The sequence below is a fragment of the Massilia cellulosiltytica genome (assembly GCF_047325105.1).
In the GTDB taxonomy this organism is placed as follows: domain Bacteria; phylum Pseudomonadota; class Gammaproteobacteria; order Burkholderiales; family Burkholderiaceae_D; genus Telluria; species Telluria orientalis.
In genome coordinates, this window is record NZ_CP168562.1 from 4464902 (window position 1) to 4489839 (window position 24938).

Genomic DNA, 24938 nt, shown 5'->3' on the forward strand with positions numbered 1-24938 from the left:
CTTTGCGGGATATTGCTCTGGACTGATGTGCACGATTTTGCACGATTTGAAATCGATTACTTTATTTGTTTTTGCATGATATGATTTGTTCATGAGTGATATCCCCCTTGCCAGGCGCGACGCCATCGCCGCCAGACTGATGCGCGGCCAGCCGGCGGTTTCCACCACGTTGGCCCTTGAATTCGGCGTATCCGAAGACGCAATCCGCCGTGACTTGCGCGCGCTGGCGGCGGACGGACTGTGCCGCCGCGTGTACGGTGGCGCATTGCCGGTGTCGCCGGCATCGACGCCGATGGCGACGCGTGTCGATGAAGCACGCGAACGCAAGGAAGCCCTTGCACGGGTGGCGGCAACGCTGGTCGAGTCCGGGGAACTGGTCTTCCTGGACAACGGCAGCACCAATCTCGCATTGGTCAAATTCCTCCCGGCCGACTACCGTCTCACTGTCGCCACCAATTCCATTGCCATTGCTGCGGAAGTCGTCAAGCGCAAGGACATGCAGCTGATCATGCTGGGGGGGCTCGTCGATCCGCACGTCGGCGGCTGCGTCGATGCGAACGCCATGGCGCGGCTGGCCGAGATGAACATCGACACGTGCTTCATCGGCGCGTGCGCCGTGTCCGTAGCGACCGGCGTCAGCGCCTTCAACGTTGCCGATGCGATGTTCAAGCGCGCACTGCGGGACGCGGGACAGCGCACGGTCATCATGACAACGACGGAGAAGCTTGGCACGCGTGCGCCGCATCGCATCGCCGCGGTGGGGGAGATCGGAAAACTCGTCCTCGAGAGCGATGCCCCGGCCGACGCAGTGGACGCACTCGTGCAGGCCGGCGCATCGATCCTGCAGGCGGCGCCGCTGTCCTGACACGCTAACCGACTTGTTCACTCCAGGAGTATCCAACGTGCTTTCCGCTGATCGCTCGTCGACTCGCCTCGCGACACGCCTGCTGTTTCTCGTCGCCGGTTTCGGTTATTCGTGCTGGGCGCCACTGGTGCCATTCGTGAAACACCAGCTCGGCATCGCCGACCATATCCTCGGCATGTTATTGCTGTGCATCGGCTGTGGCTCGATCGCGGCGATGGTGGTGACGGGCGTGTTGACGGCGCGGTTCGGCAGCAAGCCGATCATCCTCGGCAGCGGTTTCGGATTCGCGTTCGCGCTCGCGCTGCTGGCTGTGTCGGATACGGTGTTCACGCTCGGCCTCGCGCTGGTCGTCTTCGGCGCGACACTCGGCGCGCTGGACGTGGCGATGAACCTGCACGCCGTCGACGTCGAACGGGCGGCCGGCAAGCCTTTGATGTCGGGCTTTCACGCGCACTTCAGCATCGGCGGGTTTGCCGGTTCCGCGTTCATGACATTCCTGCTGTCAAAACACCTCGGGACAGTGCCGAGCACCTTCCTTTGTTCCATCCTGATGATCGCGGCCATGGCGGGCGCCGCGCCGCGGCTGTTGAACGGCCATGCCTCGAAAGACGGTCCTCTGTTCGCGCTGCCGCGCGGGACCGTCCTCGTGATCGCCGTCCTGGCTACGATCACGTTCCTGGTCGAGGGCGCGCTGCTGGACTGGAGCGCCTTGCTCATCACCGAAAACGGCATGGTCCCAGTGGCGCAGGGTGGCATGGGCTACATCGTGTTTTCCATCGCGATGACGGTGTGTCGCCTGGCCGGCGATGCGATCAGTGCGCGCTTCGGCGACCGGAATACTCTGATCGCAGGCGGCATGATCGCACTCACGGGTTTCGTCGCGCTGCTGACGGCGCCCGGCGCGGCCTTCGCCCTCGTCGGCTTCGCGCTGATCGGGGTCGGCTGCTCGAACATCGTGCCCGTATTCTTCCGGCGCGCGTCCGCACAGACATCCATGCCGCCCGGCCTGGCCATCGCGGCCATCAGCACGACCGCGTACACGGGCATTCTCGCCGGGCCCGCAGGGATCGGCTTCGTCGCCAGGGCGACCGGGTTGCACACCGCGTTCTGGATGCTGGCGGGATTGCTGGCCCTCGTTCCGGTCTGCGCGAACCTGGTCGCAGCGCCCCGAACCATACGCACCAGTGCCGATTGATTTCATCAACCATAACAAGGAGCCCCCAGTGGCGAAAGAACTCTCGTCCGCCGGCTTTGCCGATACAAAACGCCATTACCCGATCCTCGACGGCCTGCGCGGCGTCGCGGCCCTGATTGTCGTCGCGTTCCACCTGTTCGAAGCGCATGCGGCCAGCCGCTTCGTTCAGATCATCAACCACGGCTACCTGGCGGTGGACTTCTTCTTCGTCCTGTCCGGCTTCGTCATCGGCTATGCCTACGATGACCGCTGGAACACGATGTCGACGATGGAGTTCTTCAAGCGCCGGCTGATCCGCCTGCATCCGATGATCGTCGTGGCGATGGTCATCGGCGCCGTCATGTTCTATTTCCAGTCCAGCCCGATCTTCCCGAAGATCCACGAGACGCCCGTGTGGCTGCTGCTGGTCGTGATGGTGATCGGCATGACCCTGATCCCGGTGGGGGCCTCGCTGGACATCCGCGGCTGGGGCGAGATGCATCCGCTGGACGGCCCGGGCTGGTCGCTGTTCTACGAATATGTCGGCAACATCCTGTACGCGCTGTTCGTCCGCAAGTTCTCCAAACTGTTGCTGTCCCTGTGCGTGTTTGTCGCGGGCGCCGCGCTTGTCCACTATTGCGTCACCGGACCGACGGGCGACGTCATCGGCGGCTGGTCGCTCGACGCAGCGCAGATCCGGATTGGCCTGACCCGCCTGTTGTACCCGTTCTTTGCGGGCCTGCTGTTGTCGCGTGTCGTGAAGGCGGGACACGTCAGGCATGCGTTCCTGCTCTGCAGCGCCATCATCCTGGTCGCGCTCGCGTTGCCGCGCTTCGGCGGCGAGCACGATCTGTGGATGAACGGGTTGTATGAATCGCTGTGCATCATCGTCGTGTTCCCGCTGGTCGTCTACCTGGGCGCGAGCGGCGAGGTCAAATCGGGGCTGTCCGCCAGGATCTGCAGCTTCGTCGGCGCGATCTCGTATCCGATCTACATCATCCATTACCCCTTCGTGTACACGTACACGGCATGGGTCCAGGACAACAAGATCACCGTTGCGCAGGGATGGCCGGTCGCCCTCGCGACCTTGGCGTTGTGCGCACTGCTGGCCTGGATCTGCCTGACGTTTTATGACGTCCCGGTCCGCCAGTGGCTGACCGCGAAGACCATGCGAAAAGGCGGTGGCATGGCACCGCGCCCGCAACCTGCCCACCAATAACGCCGAATCGAAAGCATCGGAATGAACAAATCCAACGAATTGAAGAAACTCGTCATCGCAACCGCGGTGGCCCTGCTGTGTGCACAGGCACACGCTGCAGACAATGCCGATGCCCGCGCCACCCAGGCCGTCGCAGCACTGACGCCGGACGAGAAGATCAAACTGGTGTTTGGCTATTTTTCGACGGATTTCAACGGCACAAAGAAGCCGGAGCCGGGCATCGAAGGAGCGGCCGGGTTCGTGTACGGTATCGAGCGCCTCGGCATTCCCGCCCAGCAGATCACCGACGCAGGCATCGGCGTGGCGACGCAGCCGGCCGCGAAGACGCCGCGCGTGCGTACCGCGCTGCCGGCGAATATCGCCATTGCGGCCAGCTGGAATCCGGACACCGGGTTTGCCGGCGGCGCGATGATCGGCAACGAGGCGCACCTGTCCGGCCACAACGTCATGCTGGCCGGTGGTGCCGACCTGCAGCGCGACCCGCGCAACGGCCGCAATTTCGAGTACGCAGGCGAGGACCCGCTGCTGACCGGCGTGATGGTCGGCGCTCAGATTCGCGGCATCCAATCGAACCACGTGATCTCGACGCTGAAGCATTTCGCCTACAACGACCAGGAAACCGGTCGCTTCATCGCCGACGTGAAGATCGACGATCCGGCCGGTCGCATGTCGGACCTGCTCGGGTTCCAGATCGCCATCGAGCGCGGGAACCCGGGTTCCGTCATGTGCAGCTATAACCGCCTGCATGGCACGTACGCCTGCGAGAACGACTTCCTGCTCAACAAAGTCCTGAAGGGCGACTGGGGCTACAAGGGGTATGTGATGTCGGATTGGGGCGGCACGCATTCGACGATTCCGGCTGCGCTCGCCGGCCTCGACCAGCAATCCGGCTGGCCATTCGACAAATCGCCTTACTTTAACGGCGCGCTGCTGGAATCGGTGCAGAACGGCCACGTGCCCGAGGCCCGCCTGAACGACATGGCGCACCGCATCCTGCGTTCAATGTACGCCCATGGCCTCATGGACGATCCCGCCAAGGTCCAGCCGGAACGCATCGACTACAGCGCGCATGCGAAGACGTCGCAGGCGGCGGCAGAGGATGGCATCGTCCTGCTGAAGAACGACAACGGCGTTCTGCCGCTGGTCGACAGCTACAAGACCATCGCCATCATCGGCGGGCACGCGGATGCGGGCGTGCTGTCCGGCGGCGGCTCGTCGCAGGTGTATCCCGAAGGCGGTTCGCCCGTGCCGAACGAAGGCCCGGCGCAATTCCCGGGACCGATCGTATATCACCGCTCGTCGCCGCTACAGGCGCTGGCGGCGCGCCTGCACGCGAAATTCGTGTACCACGACGGCAAGGACGCGGCGGCCGCCGCGACGCTGGCCGCGGGCAGCGACCTGGCCATCGTCTTCGCGACGCAGTGGACGGCGGAATCGGTCGACCAGTCTGACATCAAACTGCCGCATGGCCAGGACGCGACGATCGCGGCAGTGGCTGCGGCCAACCGGAAAACCGTCGTCGTCCTCGAAACCGGCTCGCCCGTGACCATGCCGTGGCTGAACGCCGTCGGCGCCGTTGTCGAAGCGTGGTACCCGGGCACCAACGGCGGCGAAGCGATCGCCCGCGTGCTGACGGGCGAAGTCGATGCGGCCGGCCGCCTGCCGGCCACGTTCCCGGCCGACGAATCCCAGCTGCCGCGTCCGAAACTCGATGGTCTCGGGCTTCCGGAGGGAACCCGGTTCTCGGTGGACTACAACGTCGAAGGCGCCGCCGTCGGCTACAAGTGGTTCGACAAGAAGGGCTTGACGCCACTGTTCGCGTTCGGCCACGGTCTGTCGTACACGACGTTCAGCTACGGCAAGCTGAAGGCGACGCCGGCGAACGGCACGGTGAACGTATCGTTCAACGTCGAGAACACGGGCAAGCGCGACGGCAAGGCGGTGCCGCAGGTATACGTGTCCAGGGTCGGTGGCGGATGGGAAGCGCCGAAGCGTCTCGGCGGCTGGGACAAGCTGGCGCTGCGCGCGGGGGAAAGCCGCGATACAACGGTCGTGATCGACCCGCGTCTCCTGGCCGTATTCGACGGCCGGAGCCATACGTGGAAGATCGCAGCGGGCGAGTACAAGATCACCCTCGCCACGGCAGCGGACGCGCCTTTGAGCGCGGTCACCGTGAAGGTTCCGGCCCGCGCGTTCGCGGCCGGGGCGAAATAATCGGGATGCGAACGACGCGCACCGGCGTCGTGCGTTACGTTCCCGCTCTGAAGCAAAAGTGCGCAAACTTCTGAAGTAAAAATGCTGCTCGGCGACTGCAAGCTGCTGGGTCGGCTACCAATGACTGAACGGTCGAGTTCGCACGTAAGCGGAAGTCCGATTGCCTGGCCTTGTTGCCTCAGCGTGGTCATACGATCGACAAGGCAAAGGATCGCCTGTCCCTCGTCTTGTTGGCTGCCGATGTGGCATTGACTTTAGCGATGCAACCGGCGCATGAACCAATTTTTTGTTATCGTTGATTGTATTGAATATATACAATACAATTAACGTCAGCCTTCTTCCAATGGAGCGTTGATTTTGAAGCACCTGACCCTCGCGCTGGCCGTCGTCCTGCTCGCCGCCGCCCCTGCGCATGCGGCCCTGCCGGAGCTTGGTCCGATGCCGGCCCTGCCGGCCCCGCTGCACCCCGACAGCGTTGCCATGGGCGACGCGCAATCTGCTCCCGTCGTGCACCTGGACTTGCCGGTGACTGCAGGCCCGTTCAAGCCGACCTGGGAATCGATCGCGAAACAGTATCCGGGAACACCGGCGTGGCTGCGTGAAGCGAAGTTCGGCATCTGGGTCCACTTCGGCCCACAGGCGGTCGGCATGAGCGGCGACTGGTACGCGCGCAGGATGTACGTGCCCGGCACGACGGCCTACACCAACCACCTCAAGGACTATGGCCATCCCTCGCAGTCCGGCTACAAGGAGGTGTTGCGGGCCTGGAACCCGCGCAAGCTCGACCCGGCCAAACTGGCGGCGCTGTACAAGGAAGCCGGCGCGCGCTTCCTCCTTATCCAGGGCGTGCACCACGATAATTTCGATTTGTGGGACTCCCGTTACCAGCCGTGGAATTCCGTGCGCCTCGGGCCGAAGCGCGACCTGCTCGGCGAATGGGCGGCCGCGGCCAAGGCGTCCAGCCTGCGCTATGGCGTGGCGTTCCACCATGAATATACGTGGTGGTGGTGGCAGACCGCCTTCGGCAGCGACCCGACGGGCCCGTACGCGGGCAAGCCGTACGACGGCGCATTGACCCTGGCCGACGGCAAAGGTCAATGGTGGGAGGGGCTCGATCCGCGCCTGCTCTATGGCCCGGACCTGCGCGAATACAAGGGCGTGACGGCAGCGGCGCACACGGACTGGAATCCGCCGCCCGCGGGCATCTTCAGCCGCCACACGGCCTATGCCGAGTGGTACGCGACACGCTGGGCGCTGCGCATGATGGACGTGGTGGAAAAATACGAGCCGGATTTCATCTATACCGATGGCACCAGCGACCAGCCTTTCAGCGGCAACGGGACCGGGACCGGGATGAAGTCCGATGCCATCCAACTCGTGATGGCGGATTTCTACAATCGGACGCTGAAGAAGCGCGGCAAGGTCGACACGTTCAGCGTCGTCAAGTTCCATCCGAAATTCAACGGCACCGTCAGCACGGAAGAAGGTTCGATCCCGGCCGGCATCCGGAACGATGAGGCGTGGATCGCGGAAACGCCCGTGGGCGACTGGTACTACGCCCCGTGGTTCACCTATGATTCGGGCGCCGTGATCCGTTACCTGCTCGAACAGGTGGCGCGCGACGGCAACGTGGCGATCTGCATCTCGCCGCTGCCGGATGGATCGCTGGACGAGGGCAGCGTCCGCATGCTGAAGGAAGTCGGCGCCTGGATGCGCGTGAACGGCGAAGGCATTTATGGCAGCAAGGCCTGGGTGCGGCTGGGCGAAGGCGAAAACGGCAAGCTGCGCACCCTGCCCGCCGGCAAGCTGGGACGGGAGCAGGCCGACTTCAAGTTCGGCCCCCACGATTTCCGCTTCACGGTCGGCCGCGATGGTTCGCTGTACGCATTCACCATGACGGTTCCGGCACCTGGCGCTACGCTCAAGATTGCCTCGCTCGGATCCCGCGAGAACCTGCTGGGCAAACCGGTTACCTCGGTGTCGCTGGTCGGCCACGAGGGCGCGCCGATTACCTGGCGCCAGGACGCCGATGGTCTGGTCATCGTTACCCCACACAAGATGCCGTTTGCGACTGCGGTTGCAATCAATATTCGCTAAACCAAAAGAACCGCCGGGCCTGATTACGTTCGGTTTTACGATCGGCTCGTATGGCATTGGTATCTGACTGCCGCAAAAATTGAAAGGCCAGCGCTTGTCGATGATGGCAAGGGGGCAGCGATTCCGTACTTTTTTGCGATCTTCCTGCACCGGCGGGGTTGGCCTGGAGTCATCAAGATCCGTTCTGGTTGAAATCAGCCGACGACGAGCTCCCATCGAGCGGCCGTCGTCGTTTTGATATGCAAGGCCGCTTGGCGATCAGGATGGCGCCCCCGCGCGCTCTTGAACAGGCTCCGTTTGAATAATGCACACCATCTGTACGAGGGCCACTGATGATCGCACGGGGGCGAGACCCCGTAAAGTTGAGTGTTTCTCATTCCGGCACTTAGAAAAGCGCGGCGGTTTCAGGCAAGCTGAGTGTACTTACGTAACAATTGGAGTCGTCGGACGGGGGCAAGATTATGAACAGAGCCCATCAACAAAAAGTGGAATTGCCGGGTTCGACAATTCCACCGAATCACGACGCGCTGGCGATATTAAGCTGCCGGGCAACGCTGCTTACGGCGCGGGAACGCCCTGCACTTTCGGCGCATAGGGCGCGTAGAGGATCGAGCCCGGCCAAGACGGTGTACGCACGTTGTAGCGTGCCGCATCGCTCACGTAGTTGGTGCCGTCATGCCAGTCGCCGCTGCCGGTGTACCGGGCCACAGCCGGGTACGGATATACGGGGCGCGAGGCCGTTTGGCTGCCCGCGCTGTCGAGTTTGTACGTCATGACGGATCCGGGCGCCGTGCCCTGCTCCACCCAACCGGTGATGTTCGAGACCAGGTCGATACTATCGTCACCTTCGCCGCCGCTGCAGTGACCGACACCCGGCACCAGATACATCCGCGCAAATTCATCGACCGTCTTTTGCCCCATCTGGTTCTGCATTGCTTCGTAGTATTGGATCGTGTACATCGGCGAGATGTGCTGGTCGGCCCAGCCATGCCACAGGATCAGCTTGCCTCCAGCCTTCTTGAATGCGGACAGGTCGGGGTTCGTCGCGTCGTTGAGCGGATGATTCTCCAGCAGGTACGTACTGTAGAAGCCGCCGTCGGTGTAGCCGAAGGTGTCGATGTTCGGCATGGCCGGCATGCCCGAAAAGATCAGGTTGTAGGCACCCGTCACGATGTTGTAGCTGAACACACCGGACTTCACGGGAACGGGTGCGCCGGACGAACCTGTTCTCGGCACTTCGACACCGACCCAGTTGCCTTCCGAACCCGGCAGCGGGCGGCCGATCTGCATCGGCATCCCCGTCTTCGCGTCGACGGGACCGCCGTAGATCCTGCCGGCAGCGACCACTTCGGCCTCGGTCAGGCATAGTCTCGTGTCCTGCGCACCGGCCGCGCAAGCGATGGATGCCGGGTCGAAGTTGCAAGCGCGCGGATCCGAGATCAGGCCATCGGGCGTGTCGGCGCAGGCGGCCAGCACGGCCTTGTGCAGCACGGCGACCTTGTCCGGATAGAGGACCGAATTGCCGGTGCTGTCACCTGTCGTGCTGTTGGCCACCACGCTCCAGCCGTGAAAGACCGAGTTCTGGACCTCGAAGTGCGCGGCGGGGGCGCCGGCGACGATGCCGTTGTAGTCGTTCGGGTAGCGCTGCGCGGCCATCAGCGCTTCACGGCCGCCGTCCGAGCAACCGACGAAGTACGAGAACTTCTGCTCCTGGCCATAGTAGGCCTTGATCAGCTTTTTCGCGGCGAGGGTCGTGATGTGTTGACCGCGGTAGGCGAAATCGGCCTGCTTCTGTGGATCCGTGGTCCAGCCGGCGTCGTTGCCCTGGTGGCCCATGTCGGTTGCCGCGGTCACGAAGCCGCCCTGCTGCACCAACGGGCATTTGTAGCTGAAGCTGAACGAACTTTGCTGGGTCGGGTCGCTGACACTGCCGCAGAGACCACCGCAGCCCAGTTCAGCAAAACGCTGGGTCCACGTGCTGACCGGCAGCGCAACCTCGAACGTGTTCGCCGGCGCCAGCGTGCCCTTCACGGCGCACATGCTGACGCTGCTGCCGTTGAGCATCGTGGTGACGACCGTGGCCGAGGTGATCTTGCTGCCCGCACCGCCGATATCGGTCACGTCGACCGCAGCCAGTTGCGTGCAATCGACCACCGGTTTCACGACCGCGAGCGCGGTCGCCGTCGTGGCGACCGGCGCGGTGCTGTCCGGCGCGACGTTGCTGCCGCCATGGCAGGCGGCCAGCAGCGCGGCCGTACCGAGCAGCGATCCTGGCAGAGAAAAACGATGCATGATGTCTCCTTGCTGTTATTAACGGTGAGAGTTCAAAACGAATGCTTGATACCCGTGATGATCCCGTTCTGCGCCATGCCGGCGCCGACGGCGCCGCCGGCGGACAGCGCGACCGCCGCCGTGCCGCTGTTGCTCACATGGCCGATGGCGACGTAGGTCGACGTACGCTTCGAGAGGTCGTAGATCGCGCGCAGCATGGTAAGGGTGCTGTCGTTGCCGCTGTTCTTGTAATCCAGGCGGCCGGCCAGGCCGTCGACCGTCACGGCCGGCGACAGTTTGTAGGCGCCGTCGAAGTAATACAGGTTGCTGCGCGGCGTGGCCGAGGAACCTTCGTTGTCGCGCACGACGGCGCCCGCTGCCAGGCGCCAGGCGTCGAACTTCGTGTAGCCGGCCAGGTGCAGGCGGCTGTCCTTCAGGTTGCTCGTCGTGAGGCCGGCCGCGGCACCCGTGCCGCCGTTCTTGCGGTCGTAGGCGCTCGTGATGCCCCAGGTCGGGGTGTCGTAGCGCAGCATGGCCGACCACTCGCGGCATGCCTGTGCATCGGCCGCCGCCTCGCCTGGGCAATTGGTGCCGCCCGGACCGCCGGCGTTCGACACGTCGCGGCCGAGGCTGTACGTCGCGCCGACCGTCACCGCGCCGAACGTACCTTTATAGGCAATCGAGTTGTCGGTGCGTCCGTTCGGGATGCCCGCGTCGAGCGAGCCGAGACCGTATTGCGCCGGGCCGATGATCTCCACTTCCGGCATCGAGTTGTACAGCATGTTGTAGTTGCGTCCCAGCGTGACCTGGCCCCAGCTGGCGGCCAGGCCCACCCACGCCTGGCGGCCGAACAGGCGGTTGCCCTGGCCGGTCGTGCCGCTGTCCGTGTAGATGCCCGTCTCCAGCGTGAAGATCGCCTTCAGGCCGCCGCCCAGGTCTTCGGTACCGCGGAAGCCGATCCGCGACGGGAACATGCCGCCGCCCAGGCTCGGCATCCACGTGCGGCTGTGGCCCGCCGCGTCGGCGTTCGTGTTGTAGTCGATGGCGGTGTCCAGCAGGCCGTACACCGTGACGTTGGTCTGTGCGTGGGCGGCACCGCACACCGCGATGGCGGCGATCGCGATCATCTTCTTCATGAAATCTCCTTGGTTTTTAGTGAATGAATGTTGTCCGTGACGGCGCAGGGGCGAGCGCCGCCCTGGCGGGACGCACGGGGCGTCCGCCTTGCTCGTGTTCAGAGGGAATGGACCTGCCTGTGGCTCAGGACTTCGCGCCGTCCTTGTTCCAGTCGACCGTACTGGCGGCGCCCTTGCCGGCGACCGAATACAGGGCCTTGGTGTTGCGGGTCTTCTGGAAGTCTTCCAGCGACTCGCCGCGCATGGCGGCATAAATGTGCAGGTTCGACACGCCGACGACGGCACCCAGCTTCTCCAGCAGGAAGAAGATGACGCCGTACCGGATCATGCCGCGCCAGTCGCGCCGCGTGATCAGGTCGCGTTCCTGCGCCGTCAGGCCCGCGTCCTCGTAGGTCGCGTCCGGATCGGCCAGGAAGCGCGCACGGAAGTCCGGCTGGATCAACTGGTGCAGGTAGCGGTTGATGCGGTAGTGCGCCACGCTGCGTTCCAGCGTGAACGGATACGTACCCTCGAGTTCCCCGGCGCCGGCCGTCTGGTGGCCGATGTGCGCCAGGTGCTCCGCGTTGGCGCGGGCCTGGCGCGCCGGATCGACGGCGACATCGCTTTCGTACACGGCGACCGCGATGCCCGTCATCGACGGCAGGTAGTATTCCCGGTGCAGGCAGTTGATACGGGCCGGCATCGCGCCGCGCATGATCATCCACATGATGATCTCGGCGCCTTCCCAGCCGCCCAGCTTGGCCAGCTCGGCCTGCGTCATGTTCAGGATGACCTCGGGATCCTTCTCGAACAGGTCGAGGAACTCGTTGTCCCAGGACGTGTTGTTGAAGCCGCAGCGCTCGCCGTGCACCTGGTGCGACAGGCCGCCGGTCGCGACGATGGCCACCTTCAGGTCGTCGTCTGGATAGCTCTCGATGGCGCGGCGCAGGGCCTGGCCCAGCTTGAAGCAGCGGCGCGCGGACGGCACCGGGAACTGCAGCACGCCGCATTGCAGCGGCACGATCGCGCCGGGCCAGCCGCCCTCCGCCTTCTGCGGCCACATGATCGACAGCGGCGAGAAGCAGCCGTGATCGAGCGGCTTGCCCTGGAAGAAGGACATGTCGAATTCGTCCGCGACGAGCGACTGGCCGATGTGCCGCGCCAGCGCGGCATGGCCGCCCACGGCCGGCAGGTCGCGCGCCCCGCCGCCCTCGTCGGCTGGACGCCATTCGTCGCCGATGCCGAGCGCGAACGCCGAGTAGTGATCGAAGAAGAACGAAGTCACGTGGTCGTTGTACACCACCAGCAGCACGTCCGGCTTCTTGTCGTCGAGCCACTGGCGCACCGGCTCGTACGCCTTGAAGATCGGTGCCCAGACGGCGTCGTTCTGTTTGTTGGCGTCCAGGGCGAAGCCGATGGTCGGGGTGTGCGAGGAGGCGATTGCGCCGATGATCCTGGCCATGATATTTCCTTATGCGGTTGCCGGTACGGCGCGGGCCGCGAACCGGGTGAAGACGATGGACAGCGCCGCGAGCGTGGCCGGAACGGCGAGGATCGCGATTACCGCCGAGAAGCCCCAGCCCAGCGACAGCAGGATGCCGCCGGCGGCCGAACCGAAGATGCTGCCGAAGCGGCCGATGCCCTGCATCCAGCTGACGCCCGTGGCACGGACGGCCGTCGGATAGCATTGCGGGGCGAAGGCGTTCAGGCCCGTCTGGGCGCCGCTCATGCAGAAGCCCGCCAACAGCACGAGGATACCGAAGGAAGCCGATTCGACGCCGCTCGACGCGACGGTCAGGATGAAGGCGGCGCCGCCCACGTAGGTTGCGGCGATGACCTTGTTCGGCGTCCAGCGGTCCATCAGCCAGCCGACGAACAGTGCGCCCACGGTACCGCCGAGCTGGAACATCGCCGTGATATTGGCGGCGCGCTCGATCGGCAGGCCCGCTTCCTTGATGAGCGTGGGCAGCCAGCCGGACAGCAGGTAGATGACCAGCAGGCCCATGAAATACGTGGCCCACAGCGACAGCGTGATGCCGCGGAAGGCGGGTGCCAGCAGTGCGCCGACCTTGGCCTTGCCCTCGACCTTTTGTTCGCTGATCGTGAACGCGGCACCCGCCGGCACCTCGCCGCCGACGACGCGCTTCAGGGTCGCCGCGATGCGTGCTGCCGGATATTTATTCACGACGAGGAAGCGCACGGACTCCGGCACGAGGAAGATGTAGAACGGCAGGCAGGCGAGCGGGATCGCGCCGCCGACGACCAGTACCATGCGCCAGCCGTACTGCGGCAGCAGCGCGGCCGCGCCGAAGCCGACGAGGGCCGAGCCGAGATTAAAGCCCGTGAACATGATGGCGAGCAGCGTGCTGCGGCGCGCCTCCGGCACGTATTCCGACAGCAGGGTCGTCGTGTTGGGCATCGCGGCGCCGAGACCGAGACCGGTCAGGAAGCGCAGCGCGGACAGCGACACGACGTCGTTCGCCTGCGACGCCAGCACGCTGAACAGGCCGAACCAGGCCACGGCGACCATCAGCAGGCGCTTGCGGCCGTAGCGGTCGGACAGCGGGCCGATCATCAGCGCGCCGATGGCCAGGCCGATGGGCGCGGCACTCATCACCACGCCGAACGCCGCTTTCGAGATGCCCCACTCCTTCGTGATGGCCGGCGCGAGGAAGCCCATGATGGCGACGTCGATGCCGTCCGTGGTGATGATGAGGAAGCAAAGGAAAAGCAAGAGCCACTGGTAGCCGGACATCTTGCGGCCGTTGATGTGCGCCCGCACATCGAGGGTGTGTGCCATATTCATTAAGTCTCCTGGTCAGATACGCTGTTATGGACTGCCGGTGCCGACCGTGTCTACAACCGTAGAATCGCGGCACCATCAGTTTTCCAGTGTACGTTTTGACTTGCCTTAATGTATTGCTTTCAGCTACGCCAGCGTTGCAATCTGCTTATTGACCATATCAGCGCCAGGAAGCGCCAAGTCTCTGCAATTCCTCGATCAGTGCGCGCGCGCCGGGCGACAGGTGCGCCCCGCGCCGCGTGGTGATGCCGATGTCGCGCTCCATGCCCTGCAGCGCGAAAGGCAGTTCGACCAGCTGGCGGGTACGGATTTCGTGGTACAGCTGGTGCACGGAGAGCGCCGTCAGCATGTCGCTCGCCAATAACAAACCCCGCACGAGGGCAAGATCCCCCGTCTCCACCACGGGCGCCGGCGGCGTGACACCGGCGTCCTCGTAGAAGCGACAAAACTGTTCGCGCAACGGCGTCCCTGCGCGCGACAGGACCCACGGGTAGCGCTCGAGGTCGTGCACAGTGACCCGTTTCTGGCCCGCGAGCGGGTGATCCGCGCGCGCCACCAGTGCGACCTTGTCTTCGAACAGTTTTTCCGCGACGAATGCGACGCCCGACGACGGGCGCAGCGCGCCAAGAATGAAATCGATGCGTCCGCTCAACAAACCGGCCGTCAGTTCGTCATAAGGACTTTCGAGCGAACGGATGACGAGGTGCGGGTGTTTGGCCTGTACCGCTGCGATCGCGAGCGGCAGGAATTGCGAGCGTGCCAGCGGCAGCGCACCGATCGTGACGACGCCGCGCACGACGCCGGCCAGCGCCGCGATATCCTCCGGGATATGGCGTAGTTCGGCCAGCACCCGTTCGAACCGTTCGATCCAGCGCCGTCCGGCGTCGGTCGGCAACATGCCGTGCGCGGTGCGCAGGAACAGCGGCTGGCCAAGCATGTCCTCTAGGTGGGTGATCGCCTGGCTGATGGCGGACTGCGACGCCCCCAGCGCGCGCGCAACGCCAGGCATGTAGTGCGCCTCGGCCAGCAAGGCCGCCGCCTGCAGCCTGCGCTCGTTCAGCAGGGCCTCGATGCTTCCCACCTTGCCGCCCACCTTGCCGCCCGCCCGCTCGCCACCGCGTCCGCTCATGCGCAGCGCGTCTTCACGCACCTCGTGCAGCTCGGCTTCGATGCGGTCGGCACGCAACCGGACCGTCTCGCCGGCGCTCGTGAGCAGCATGCCGCGACCTTTCCGTTCAAACAACCGAACATTCAATCCTGCTTCCAGCGCGGCCACGGAGCGGGTCACCGCGGACGAGGCGCGGAACAGGCTTTCCGAGGAGCGGCGGATGCCGCCGGCGGCGGCGACGGCACTGAAGGCGTGGAGATGGCGCAGGCTGACGAGAGACATGGTGCCCCGCCCTTTCTGGAGTTCGCAATAAGCAGATTAGAACAAACTCGCCCCCACAAAGCAACCATGCCGGCCCGGCCGGCGCAGATACTGGCGGCATAACAATGAATAGATGGATCCTCACCATGACCACGCATGACCGCTCCGACCTGGTGCCCGTGCCCTGCATCCTGATGCGCGGCGGGACATCCCGCGGCCCCTTCTTTCTCGAGTCCGAACTGCCCTCCGATCCGGCCCTGCGCGACCGTTTCCTGCTCGCGGCCATGGGGTCGCCCGACAAGCGCCAGATCGATGGCCTGGGCGGTGCGCATCCGCTCACGAGCAAGGTCGGCATCGTGCGCCGCAGCGAAACCCCCGGCGTCGACCTCGACTTCCTGTTCGCCCAACTGCAACCGGACAAGGACACCGTCGACACGTCGCCCAACTGCGGCAACATGCTCGCTGCCGTGCTGCCCTTCGCGCTCGAACGCGGCCTGCTGCCGGTGCGCCAGGGCGCAACCACGGCGCGTGTCCTGACGCTGAACACGGGCATGCAGTGCGACGTCACGGTGCAGACGCCCGGCGGCCGCCTGCAGTACACGGGAGAAGCGCGCATCGATGGCGTGCCGGGAACCGCGGCGCCGATCACGATCGATTTCCTCGACACGGCCGGATCGGTCTGCCCGTCGCTGCTGCCCAGCGGACGCGTGCTGGACCGCATCGACGTGCCCGGCGCCGCACCGTTCACCATCGAAGCGACGCTGATCGACAACGGCATGCCGATGGTGCTCGTGCGTGCGGCCGACCTCGGCATGACCGGTTACGAAGATGTGGCCGATCTCAACGCGAACACGATGCTGAAGGCGAAGCTGGAAGCCCTGCGCCTGGCCGTCGGCCCGGTCATGGGCCTGGGCGACGTGACGAATAAAAACTACCCGAAGATGTGCCTCGTCGCGGCCCCGCGCGCGGGCGGCAGCATCGCCACCCGCTGTTTTATCCCGCACGTGTGCCACGAGGCGATCGGGGTGCTCGCGGCCGTCACCGTCGCCACCGCGTGCGTGCTGGGAGATTCCGTCACGGCAGGCATCGCCAGCGTGCCGGCGGGCCTCGTCAAGACGGTCTCGGTCGAGCATCCGACCGGCGAATTCAGCGTCGAGCTGGAACTCGACAAGGACAATCCGCAGCAGGTGATTCGTGCCGCCCTGCTGCGCACCGCGCGCCCCATCATGCGCGGCGAAGTACTGGTATCGCAAGACATCTGGAGAGGAGAATAAAATGCGCAAGCCCCTGGTCATCGACTGCCATGGCCACTACACGACGGCGCCGAAAGCGCTGGAAAACTGGCGCAACGCGCAGATCGCCAACCTGAACACGCCCGAACTGGGCCCACGCGTTTCCGACCTGAAGATCAGCGACGACGAGCTGCGCGAGTCGATCGAAACGAACCAGCTGCGCCTGATGCGCGAACGCGGCTCCGACCTGACGATCTTTTCGCCGCGCGCCAGCTTCATGGCACACCACATCGGCGACTTCGAGACGAGCGCCACGTGGGCCGCGATCTGCAACGAGTTGTGCTGGCGCGTGTCGCAACTGTTCCCGGATCACTTCATCGGCGCGGCCATGCTGCCGCAGTCGCCCGGCGCCGACCCACGTACCTGCATCCCCGAGCTGGAGCGTTGCGTGAAGGAATACGGCATGGTCGGCATCAACCTGAACCCTGACCCGTCGGGCGGCCACTGGACGTCTCCGCCGCTGTCCGACCGCCACTGGTATCCGATCTACGAAAAGATGATCGAGTACGACATCCCGGCGATGATCCACGTGTCGACGAGCTGCAACCCGTGCTTCCACACGACGGGTTCGCATTACCTGAACGCCGACACGACCGCGTTCATGCAATGCCTGACGAGCGATTTGTTCAAGGATTTCCCGACCCTGAAATTCCTGATCCCGCACGGGGGCGGTGCGGTGCCTTACCACTGGGGCCGCTTCCGCGGCCTGGCGCAGGAAATGAAAAAGCCGCTGCTGCAGGATCACCTGCTGAATAACATTTACTTCGACACCTGCGTGTACCACCAGCCGGGCATCGACCTGCTCACGAAAGTCATCCCGACGAAAAACGTACTGTTCGCCTCCGAGATGATCGGCGCCGTGCGCGGCATCGATCCGGAAACGGGCCATTACTACGACGACACGAAGCGCTACATCGAGGCCGCGGCACTCTCCGGCGAGGACCGCTTCCAGATTTTCGAAGGCAACGCCCGCCGTGTCTTCGCCCGCCTCGACGCCGCCCTGACACTGAAAGGATTTTAAGATGACCACGCCATTGATGAACCAACTGGGCATCGTCAAACGCAACATCGAACGCGCCGACCGCGCGGCGGCCGAACGCCTCGGCAAACTGGGCAGTGCGACCGTGCACGAAGCCATGGGCCGCGTGGGCCTGCTGAAACCGTACATGCGCCCGATCTTCCCCGACCAGCAGGTGTCCGGCACGGCCGTGACAGTGCTGCTGCACCCGGGCGACAATTGGATGATGCACGTGGCGGCCGAGCAGATCCAGCCGGGCGACATCGTCGTCGCGGCCATCACGGCCGAATGCACGGACGGCTATTTCGGCGACTTGCTTGCCACGAGCTTCATGGCACGCGGCGCGAAAGCGCTCATCATCGACGCCGGCGTGCGCGATGTGCGCGTGTTGAAAGAGATGGGTTTTCCGGTCTGGAGCAAAGCGATCAGCGCGAAGGGCACGATCAAGGCGACGCTCGGCTCCGTCAACATCCCGGTGCTCTGCGCCGGCGCGCTCGTGAATCCGGGCGACGTGATCGTGGCCGATGACGACGGCGTCGTCGTCGTGCCGGCGCTCGATGCCGGGCGCGTCGCCGATGTCGCCGAGAAACGCGAATCGCTCGAGGGAGAGAAGCGCGCGACGCTGGCGTCGGGCGTGCTGGGCCTGGACATGTACAGGATGCGCGAACCGCTGGCGGCTGCCGGTCTCAAATACATCGATTGATTCGCCAGTAAATTATGTTGCCTTTGAATAACTGACATCAGCGATCGTCATTGGCGTTTGCTGACGCAGCGCAGCATAATGACTGTGTCTCCTCTATTTTCCTCAAGAAAGTAGATTCAGCCCGCTCATGAGCGGGCTTTTTTTTGCGCAGTTCCGAATGCTAGAACGCATGCGCCAGCCCCACGCCAAATGACGTACGCGCATCCGTCGTCGCGTCACGCTTGTTGCCCAGGCTCGCATACAAGGTGGTGCGCCGGGACAAGACATAGTCCGCGCCGATCGACGTGAAATGGTTGACGTCCGCATTCAGGCGCTGGCGGCCGTAACCGCCTCGACTGGTCATCCGGATCAAGAAAATCGAGCATCTCGGCTGGAGGCACGCCAAGAGTATCCGCCAACACGCAAATATTGACTAGCGCAATGTTGCGTTGCCCGCGTTCAATTCCGCCAACATAAGATCTGGCTAACTAGCTCTCCAGCGCAAGCCTCTCCTGCGACCAGCCGCGTGCCTTGCGCAGCTTTGCCAAGTGCCGGCCGAACAACTGAAGAGAGTCGTATTCCATAACGCCATTATCAAAATGCAATGTCACGAGCATACGTGTTTGACCTTTATGGGGCCACGCCATAAAGTGACGCACTATAAGTGACACTAACGTTTAAAGTTGCAGAACACTTTCACTTCCCAAGACGCCGTCGCACTGTTCAAAGAGCATACTTGCTTCGAGTTCCATCCGACCGTGCCAGGCCAGCTGCTCGCTCGCTGCGGCATCATCAATATCCCTTCCAAATCAAAACCATCCAGATTCGACGCCGAGCACTGGGATTTGGTATGGCAGGAAATGTTCCTTTTGGCGCTGCGCCGCTGCAAATTCGACCGGAGCTTGCAGCCGCCAACGAAGTGCTTTGCACCTATGCTTCCCCAATCTCAAGAGACCAAGCTTGCGGTACAGGAGAAGGAAATTCTGGATTTAGAACCACATCCAACACGTCGCTTTCTTGAGGTTCCGTTCGAAGAAAAAGATGAAGCGAAGTGGCGAGGCGCACGCTGGGACTGGGATTTCAAGAAATGGTACGTACCGAGTGGGATGAATCGAAACGTGTTCCCATGGCCCGACGCTCTTCTGACTCCGGCTATGCGGGTAGTAGAATTTCCGTCGGACGAGCCAGGAGTTCCGAGCAAGCGCCGCGCTAGAAAGAAGAAGGCTGGGCCGCAGGCCAAATCAAACGCGACGGCAATGCAGCTAGAGAAAGAAATTGATGAGAGACTTCAGTTTTTGCTTAATAAGCCTGAATAATCAAAGCCGCGCATCGGCGCAGTATGCCTTCGGCGCCGGCGGCTCGTCCTGCAACTGGTCTGCGTGAATCAAGACTGGCGCCACGAAGATCAGCTTGCGCTCTTGCCAGCCCGGCCCGCACGGCTGCATCCGGAAGTGCCCGCGACGCCAGTGCGGTGCGACGGCCGAGCCGCCGCCACAGGATGTGGCCTGCGCGGGTAATGTCTCCGGGCCGACCAGAATCGCGTTGTAGACAGACGCCGTCCTCTTCAGCAGCCTGTCGCGCTTCCTCTCGCCCAGGCCCTTGGCGCGTTTAAGCGCGTCGTCACGATCGTTGCGCTCGACGCGGCGTGCGTTTTTCAGGCCCATGTACAGGAACAGTTTGACCACGTAGCTGACGACGGCATGCATGACTTCGCGGCAGTCATCGTCAAGCCGACCGTCAGCCGCGCCGAGTACCCACTCCATCCACTGGCCCAGGCTCGTGTCTCCACGGTCGGTCTCGCCAGCCAGCGTGACCTGGCCGCTATAGCGATCGCCGCGCTTGCTGATGAGAATAACCTCCAGGCGCCATCGAATACATGACCAGGCATATTGGAAGCCGGCGGCGTCAGGTGACGCATCGCCAGTTCGCCAAAATGCAAATATTGCGCCGCGAACGGCGGCGCCACCATGCTCATCGGCAAACCCAAGTCGACGTCGGAATTCGCGAGCAGTGATTCGAGCGCGGGCGTCGCTTCGATCACCGTGCCCTTGTGCAGGCAGTACAGCAGATTCACGCTGATCTGGTTAGCGATATGGGTTTGACTGTTCCGCAGGCTCTCGGGATTATCGTGTTCAGCCACAGGAAAATTCCGATCCAACTGCCAGAGCATCTCGTCCCTGATCGCTGCGCACGACGTCCCAGGCGCACTCCATCGCCGCCAGAGGTGGGTTTCACAAAGCGCCCGAGACCATGCCTCCTCCGCGCCTTGGCGCCGCCATTCGACCGGATAGGGCCTCCCGTTGAGGGCTTCGACATGGCTGCGTTCGAAAGCGTCGCCGATGTAGACTAGTTCTTCGTTCCCATGCCTCAGTCGACGAGCGCCGCCCCCGCGATCCGGAACTGGGACGCCGCCGTCCTCCCGTTGCGCCATGCGATTACTTACACGGTCATTCATCATCACTCCCTCATGGCGCGATGGCGAACAGTTCCAGCGACAGCTCGCGAATCCCGGACGGCACGTAGACCGATGCGGCCTGTGCCTGCAACATGTTCGCGTACAGTGGCCCCTTGTCCTGCAGCGCAAAATAGTAGGTGTTAGGCCTGATGGGCACTGCCGCCGGCACCTGCGGCATGTGCATCAGGTCCACACCCGGCAGCGCGGACGCGACCAGCCGGGCGACATCGTCCGGCGCGCCGACCTTGAAGCGAGATGGCACCATCGCCACCAGCTCCAGCGCCGGCACGTCGGCCCGCACGCCTAGGCACAGCATGGTCTTCTGGTCGACGGCGTCCGGCAGCCTCCCCTCGAAGTACGACGGCCGCGCCGGATCCTGGGCCAGCGGGATCGCCAGGTACTTCGATGAAACGACCGTGTCGACCAGGTCGCGCAGGATGGCATCGAGCCTCGCGAACGCAGGTCCCGGCTGCTCGTGGTCATATACCGGCAGATCCTTGATCCTGACCTTGCGCGAGAACGCCATCAGGCCGCCGGCCAGCCCGAGCAGATCCTGGAACAGGCGTTCCGGATGAAACCTGTGGCCTTGGGCATGGTGGTGCAGCACCGCGCATCCCGCGCTGATCGTCTGCAGCAACCAGAACGACGACATGTCTCCGCCTTGCACGACCACATCCTTGCTCGGCTCGCGCTGCGCGGCGTAGAGCGCGTCGGTTTTCGCCTGCAGCTTCTGCATCAGGGCGTCCAGCAGCCGCGCCAGCGCGGGCGCGGGCGCGACCGTCATGCCCGGCGCAATGAATGTCGGATCGATTTCGAATCCACCGCCACCGCGACGGCGTACTCGCAGCACCGGGACAGCGAGGTGCCCGTCTCGCGAAGCGAGATGCGGGAGGAGACGTGCCTGTTTGGCCAAGTACACGATGCGGGAATCCAATGCCTCGGTGTACTGGTCGGCGGTCTCCAGTTCCAACTGACGGAACCGCGCCTGCCCCAAGTCTTGTCCCCGAAAGCCGGCGACGTTCCCACCATGGGATCGATAGGCCGGCAGCGCCGCGTAGAACGTGAAGTGAGGCTCGCTCGACGGCAGCCCCGCCAGTTCGACCGCCTGAGGCAAAAGGTCCGCCCCCGGCGCGTCATAGGTCTCGCCGTCCGGGAACACCAGCGACAGGGACTCGGCCTGCAAGATGTTGTTGGCCAGCGCCTGTTCGTTCCAGATGGACTCCGCCGAGAGCCCCCATGCGTATGGGTGCAGCGCGGTCGCCATCCGGTGCAGGCGAGCCTCGTGGTAGCGGTCCTGCTGCTGGAAGTGCTGCGGGCGCAGCGTCACCCCTTCCGTCCACAGGATTTTCGATGGTGTCTTCATCTGCGGGCTCCCGGTTCATGACCTGACTCAACCGTCATGATCCGCGCTGGCCAGCGTAAAAATCTTGCGAACAATCAATCGGCGTGTTTTCCGACTGTCAATAATGACGCTCTCGGCCACGTTCCCGACGCCTCGATGAAAGACCTGCTTCCTCATTACGAGCAAGAGCTGAGCCTCCTTCGCCAGCGCGCGGCGGAATTCGCGGCGCGGTATCCCGGCCTGGCTTCGCAACTTCAGATCGGTCACGGATCCGTTGGCGACCCGCACACCGAGCGGCTGATCCAGGCCACCGCGCTGCTTACGGCCCGGGTCAACAAATCGCTCGAGGATGGATACTCGCGGTTCACCGAGTCGTTCCTCGACACCCTGTTCCCACACTACCTGAGGCCCTTCCCTTCCTGCGCGATCGTGCAGGCCAGGCTTCCCGCCGAAGCGAAGTCTGGGCAGGTCATCTCGCGTGGTACCGAATTGCACGCAGCACCTGTCGGTGGAGTATCTTGCCGGTTCAGGACGTGCTACGACATCCGCCACTTGCCGGTGCGACTACCGGAAGTCTGCTTCACCCCGGCCCTGGCCGTCCCGCCGTCGATTCGGGTGCCGGGAAGTTGCGGCGCCAGCCTCGACATTGACATCGAAACGACCGATCAACAGGCATGCTTCGCACCGCTCGCGAACACGGCCCTGCGCGTCTACCTTGACGGCGAGACGTCGGTGGTCACCGTCGCGCGCGACATCCTGGAAGGGCATATCGTCGCGGCCTGTGTCGAGACCGAGGTCGGCGAATGGACGCAGCTGCCGTGCGTGCCGCTGGCGGCGGTCGGGTTCGCCGACGACGAGGCGCTCGTTCCGTTTTCGCCGCGCTCGCACCCTGCCTATCGACTTCTCACCGAATATTTCACCTTCCCAGAGAAGTTCAATTTCATCGACGTCGACCTGGCGAAGATCGTGCCGCACGTGCCAGAAGAATGCCGCCGCTTCACGCTGCACCTGCTCCTGGCCGACGTGCGCGCGGATTCGCACGAGGCTGGCTTGCTGTCGACCCTGTCCGCGAGAAACTTCCTAACCGACTGCTCTCCGGTGGTGAACCTGTTTCGCCAGACTGCCGTGCCGATCCTCGTCACGCACGAGCGGGCCGACTATCCGCTACTCTCCGACGCCGAGCATGCCTGGGCCTATGACATCCATACCGTCGATGCCGTCCAGATGTTGCGCCAGGACGAACAGGGGCCGTCCCTGACCGAATTCCGGCCGTTCTATTCGCTCCGCCACGGCGAGGGCCAGGACAGGCGCGGCCACTACTACGTGGTGCGGCGCGACGAAAACTTTGATGCCGGCCACGAGCACCGCATCGCGTTCGTCGACGCCGATTTCGATCCAGCCCGCTGCGAGCAAGCGACCGTGTCGGCAGAACTCACGTGCACCAACCGCGACTTGCCGTCCCGGATCGCATACGGCCAACCGGAAAGCGATCTGTCGCCTCCGATCGGCTGGGCATCTGGCTCCACCATCAGGTTCGTGCGCAGGCCAACCGCGCCCCGGCGCTTCGCCGCGACGCCGGGCCTGCAGTGGCGGTTGCTCTCGCACCTGACGCTGAACTTCCATTCGCTCGTGCAGGAAGGGCTCGAAGGCTTTCGCGAGATGCTGTCCCTTTACGACCTCGTGCGAACGCCCGCCACCCGACGGCAAATCGAATCGATCATCGGGCTGGCCCATCGGCCAACCACGGCATGGATCAGGAACGAACGCGGCGCCTCGCTCGTGCATGGCATCGAGGTGCGCATCACAGTCAATGAGGACGGTTTCGTCGGCAGCGGCCTGGTGCTCTTCGCGCATGTGATCGAGCGCTTCCTCGGCCTTTACGTCCAGATCAACAGCTTTACGGAACTGGTCGTCCTGTCCAACCAAACAGGCAAGGAACTCATACGATGCCATCCCCGCAACGGCGGCCTGTACCTGGCGTGATCGCGCGCCTGGAGGCGGCGCCCTACCGCTTCCAGTTCATGCAGGCGTTGCGCGTGGTGCTGATCTGGCTACGCCGAGATGGGATACCTTCCGAACGAGCGCTGCGCCAGATCCTGCGCTTTCGGAACAGCCTGACCCTCACCTTTCCGGCCAGCGAGATCGAGTCATTGAGTATCGACCTGGCCGCGGATACGCCGAAGCCCGGCGCCGTATCGGGTATCCAGTTGACCCCGGCTTTCATGGGCCTGCTCGGCGCCAACGGCACGCTACCACTGCATTACACCGAGTGGATCGCGGCCCACGAATACGCCGAACGCGACGAATCGATCCGTGCCTGCCTGGATCTGTTCAGCGACCGGGCAGTCGGCCTGTTTTTCAAGGCGTGGACCAAGTACCGCCCCGAGCACGCCATCGATATCGAGGGTGATGATCCATACCGTCCGCTGCTGCTCTCGCTCGGCGCTCGCCCCGCCGCGCAACCACGTGCGCACATCGACGACCTCGCCCCACATGCCGACGCGATGGTCTTCTACATCGGCCTGCTCCGGCAGCGGCCGATGTCCGCGGCTGCCTTGTCTTCCATCCTGCCAGACTACTTCGGCGTGCCGATCGCCATCGAGCAGTTCGTCGGCGGCTGGAACGATATCGCCGACAACCGGCAATGCCGGATGGGCGGCGCCAATTCCACGCTTGGCCACAGCGGCGCACTTGGCGTGCGCGCCTGGCGGCACGACCTCGGCGTCACGCTGCATATCGGCCCGCTCGACAAGGCGGACTTCGAACGCTTCCTGCCCGGCACCGCCGGCGCGCGCGCGCTGGAAACGATATTGGCGCTGGTCGGCATCTCCGGGCTGCGATACATCGCGCATGTGATGCTCAGGCCGGAGGACGTCGCGTCCCTGGATCTCGTGGGCGGATCGAGACCGGGCAAGCGAATTGGATTCGACGCGCGCCTCGGCGTATCCGGCAAGGCGGCCGACGTCCGCTACCTGTTGCGGCCATCGTAGAGCTTGCCTCGAAGACTTATATCAATACCTCG

General features: G+C 64.0%; 20 protein-coding genes and 1 pseudogene. 11 read left to right on the top strand and 10 right to left on the bottom strand.

Going from position 1 to position 24938, the window contains the following annotated elements:
- Positions 1 to 91: 91 nt before the first annotated feature.
- From ACEN9H_RS19385 to ACEN9H_RS19405, 5 genes are all read left to right on the top strand, one after another.
- Positions 92 to 865: a DeoR/GlpR family DNA-binding transcription regulator gene (locus tag ACEN9H_RS19385; protein ID WP_413671735.1), complete on the top strand. Its 774-nt coding sequence runs from the start codon at positions 92 to 94 to the stop codon at positions 863 to 865.
- 37 nt (positions 866 to 902) lie between these two features.
- On the top strand, positions 903 to 2060 hold the full coding sequence (locus ACEN9H_RS19390; protein ID WP_413671736.1) for an MFS transporter: 1158 nt from the start codon (positions 903 to 905) through the stop codon (positions 2058 to 2060).
- A gap of 28 nt (positions 2061 to 2088) precedes the next feature.
- Complete coding sequence (locus ACEN9H_RS19395) at positions 2089 to 3258, top strand: acyltransferase family protein (protein WP_413671737.1); 1170 nt, start codon at positions 2089 to 2091, stop codon at positions 3256 to 3258.
- Between the two features lie 21 nt (positions 3259 to 3279).
- Positions 3280 to 5472 (top strand): beta-glucosidase, encoded by a 2193-nt coding sequence (locus tag ACEN9H_RS19400; protein WP_413671738.1) that lies wholly within the window; start codon positions 3280 to 3282, stop codon positions 5470 to 5472.
- A 357-nt stretch (positions 5473 to 5829) separates the two neighbouring features.
- Positions 5830 to 7569: an alpha-L-fucosidase gene (locus ACEN9H_RS19405; RefSeq protein ID WP_413671739.1), complete on the top strand. Its 1740-nt coding sequence runs from the start codon at positions 5830 to 5832 to the stop codon at positions 7567 to 7569.
- A gap of 558 nt (positions 7570 to 8127) precedes the next feature.
- On the opposite strand, the gene ACEN9H_RS19410 is transcribed toward ACEN9H_RS19405, so the two are convergent.
- The 5 genes from ACEN9H_RS19410 to ACEN9H_RS19430 all read right to left on the bottom strand — a co-directional run bounded on the left by ACEN9H_RS19410 (position 8128) and on the right by ACEN9H_RS19430 (position 15148).
- On the bottom strand, positions 8128 to 9861 hold the full coding sequence (locus ACEN9H_RS19410; RefSeq protein WP_413671740.1) for a tannase/feruloyl esterase family alpha/beta hydrolase: 1734 nt from the start codon (positions 9859 to 9861) through the stop codon (positions 8128 to 8130).
- Positions 9862 to 9893: 32 nt separating this feature from the next.
- Complete coding sequence (locus ACEN9H_RS19415) at positions 9894 to 10976, bottom strand: porin (protein ID WP_413671741.1); 1083 nt, start codon at positions 10974 to 10976, stop codon at positions 9894 to 9896.
- Positions 10977 to 11100: 124 nt separating this feature from the next.
- Complete coding sequence (locus ACEN9H_RS19420; RefSeq protein ID WP_413671742.1) at positions 11101 to 12417, bottom strand: gallate dioxygenase; 1317 nt, start codon at positions 12415 to 12417, stop codon at positions 11101 to 11103.
- A gap of 9 nt (positions 12418 to 12426) precedes the next feature.
- On the bottom strand, positions 12427 to 13761 hold the full coding sequence (locus tag ACEN9H_RS19425) for an MFS transporter (RefSeq protein WP_413671743.1): 1335 nt from the start codon (positions 13759 to 13761) through the stop codon (positions 12427 to 12429).
- Between the two features lie 157 nt (positions 13762 to 13918).
- Entirely contained in the window at positions 13919 to 15148 is a 1230-nt protein-coding gene (locus tag ACEN9H_RS19430) for a LysR family transcriptional regulator (RefSeq protein ID WP_413671744.1), read from the bottom strand.
- 125 nt (positions 15149 to 15273) lie between these two features.
- Between ACEN9H_RS19430 and ACEN9H_RS19435 the strand changes: the two genes are divergently transcribed.
- From ACEN9H_RS19435 to ligK, 3 genes are read left to right on the top strand one after another with little or no spacing between them, the layout of a single operon-like run.
- On the top strand, positions 15274 to 16401 hold the full coding sequence (locus ACEN9H_RS19435; RefSeq protein ID WP_413671745.1) for a 4-oxalomesaconate tautomerase: 1128 nt from the start codon (positions 15274 to 15276) through the stop codon (positions 16399 to 16401).
- 13 nt (positions 16402 to 16414) lie between these two features.
- On the top strand, positions 16415 to 17440 hold the full coding sequence (locus ACEN9H_RS19440) for an amidohydrolase family protein (RefSeq protein WP_413675606.1): 1026 nt from the start codon (positions 16415 to 16417) through the stop codon (positions 17438 to 17440).
- 16 nt (positions 17441 to 17456) lie between these two features.
- Entirely contained in the window at positions 17457 to 18140 is a 684-nt protein-coding gene (gene ligK / locus ACEN9H_RS19445) for a 4-carboxy-4-hydroxy-2-oxoadipate aldolase/oxaloacetate decarboxylase (protein ID WP_413675607.1), read from the top strand.
- Between the two features lie 160 nt (positions 18141 to 18300).
- Here ligK and ACEN9H_RS19450 read toward each other — a convergent pair whose 3' ends face one another.
- Both ACEN9H_RS19450 and ACEN9H_RS19455 read right to left on the bottom strand, forming a co-directional pair.
- Entirely contained in the window at positions 18301 to 18483 is a 183-nt protein-coding gene (locus tag ACEN9H_RS19450; protein ID WP_413675655.1) for a hypothetical protein, read from the bottom strand.
- A 10-nt stretch (positions 18484 to 18493) separates the two neighbouring features.
- Positions 18494 to 18703 (bottom strand): annotated as a pseudogene (locus tag ACEN9H_RS19455) (helix-turn-helix domain-containing protein); the annotation flags it as partial.
- Between the two features lie 99 nt (positions 18704 to 18802).
- On the opposite strand from ACEN9H_RS19455, the gene ACEN9H_RS19460 reads away from it, so the two are divergent.
- Positions 18803 to 19435 (top strand): DUF5710 domain-containing protein, encoded by a 633-nt coding sequence (locus ACEN9H_RS19460; protein ID WP_413671746.1) that lies wholly within the window; start codon positions 18803 to 18805, stop codon positions 19433 to 19435.
- Here the strand turns inward: ACEN9H_RS19460 and ACEN9H_RS19465 are convergent, their stop codons facing one another.
- The 3 genes from ACEN9H_RS19465 to tssK are packed head-to-tail and all read right to left on the bottom strand — an operon-like array spanning position 19436 to position 21937.
- Complete coding sequence (locus ACEN9H_RS19465; protein WP_413671747.1) at positions 19436 to 19825, bottom strand: hypothetical protein; 390 nt, start codon at positions 19823 to 19825, stop codon at positions 19436 to 19438. It abuts the gene before it with no gap.
- Positions 19774 to 20577 carry a hypothetical protein gene (locus tag ACEN9H_RS19470; protein WP_413671748.1) on the bottom strand — a complete coding sequence of 268 codons (804 nt, stop codon included), beginning with the start codon at positions 20575 to 20577 and terminating at the stop codon, positions 19774 to 19776. Before ACEN9H_RS19470 ends, ACEN9H_RS19465 begins: the two co-directional genes overlap by 52 nt.
- A 7-nt stretch (positions 20578 to 20584) precedes the next feature.
- Positions 20585 to 21937 (bottom strand): type VI secretion system baseplate subunit TssK, encoded by a 1353-nt coding sequence (gene tssK, locus ACEN9H_RS19475; RefSeq protein ID WP_413671749.1) that lies wholly within the window; start codon positions 21935 to 21937, stop codon positions 20585 to 20587.
- Between the two features lie 135 nt (positions 21938 to 22072).
- Between tssK and tssF the strand changes: the two genes are divergently transcribed.
- Positions 22073 to 23899: a type VI secretion system baseplate subunit TssF gene (gene tssF / locus ACEN9H_RS19480; protein ID WP_413671750.1), complete on the top strand. Its 1827-nt coding sequence runs from the start codon at positions 22073 to 22075 to the stop codon at positions 23897 to 23899.
- Entirely contained in the window at positions 23896 to 24906 is a 1011-nt protein-coding gene (tssG, locus tag ACEN9H_RS19485) for a type VI secretion system baseplate subunit TssG (RefSeq protein WP_413671751.1), read from the top strand. The genes tssF and tssG overlap by 4 nt, the downstream gene beginning before the upstream one ends.
- The last annotated feature ends 32 nt before the right edge of the window (positions 24907 to 24938 follow it).

Coding starts and splice junctions, on each gene's coding strand:
- ACEN9H_RS19420 (WP_413671742.1), bottom strand. CDS start 12,417: ATGGCCAGGATCATCGGCGCAATCGCCTCCTCGCACACCCCGACCATC.
- ligK (WP_413675607.1), top strand. CDS start 17,457: ATGAACCAACTGGGCATCGTCAAACGCAACATCGAACGCGCCGACCGC.
- ACEN9H_RS19435 (WP_413671745.1), top strand. CDS start 15,274: ATGACCACGCATGACCGCTCCGACCTGGTGCCCGTGCCCTGCATCCTG.
- tssF (WP_413671750.1), top strand. CDS start 22,073: ATGAAAGACCTGCTTCCTCATTACGAGCAAGAGCTGAGCCTCCTTCGC.
- ACEN9H_RS19430 (WP_413671744.1), bottom strand. CDS start 15,148: ATGTCTCTCGTCAGCCTGCGCCATCTCCACGCCTTCAGTGCCGTCGCC.
- ACEN9H_RS19470 (WP_413671748.1), bottom strand. CDS start 20,577: ATGATGAATGACCGTGTAAGTAATCGCATGGCGCAACGGGAGGACGGC.
- ACEN9H_RS19425 (WP_413671743.1), bottom strand. CDS start 13,761: ATGAATATGGCACACACCCTCGATGTGCGGGCGCACATCAACGGCCGC.
- ACEN9H_RS19465 (WP_413671747.1), bottom strand. CDS start 19,825: ATGCATGCCGTCGTCAGCTACGTGGTCAAACTGTTCCTGTACATGGGC.
- tssK (WP_413671749.1), bottom strand. CDS start 21,937: ATGAAGACACCATCGAAAATCCTGTGGACGGAAGGGGTGACGCTGCGC.
- ACEN9H_RS19450 (WP_413675655.1), bottom strand. CDS start 18,483: ATGACCAGTCGAGGCGGTTACGGCCGCCAGCGCCTGAATGCGGACGTC.
- ACEN9H_RS19415 (WP_413671741.1), bottom strand. CDS start 10,976: ATGAAGAAGATGATCGCGATCGCCGCCATCGCGGTGTGCGGTGCCGCC.
- ACEN9H_RS19385 (WP_413671735.1), top strand. CDS start 92: ATGAGTGATATCCCCCTTGCCAGGCGCGACGCCATCGCCGCCAGACTG.
- ACEN9H_RS19410 (WP_413671740.1), bottom strand. CDS start 9,861: ATGCATCGTTTTTCTCTGCCAGGATCGCTGCTCGGTACGGCCGCGCTG.
- ACEN9H_RS19400 (WP_413671738.1), top strand. CDS start 3,280: ATGAACAAATCCAACGAATTGAAGAAACTCGTCATCGCAACCGCGGTG.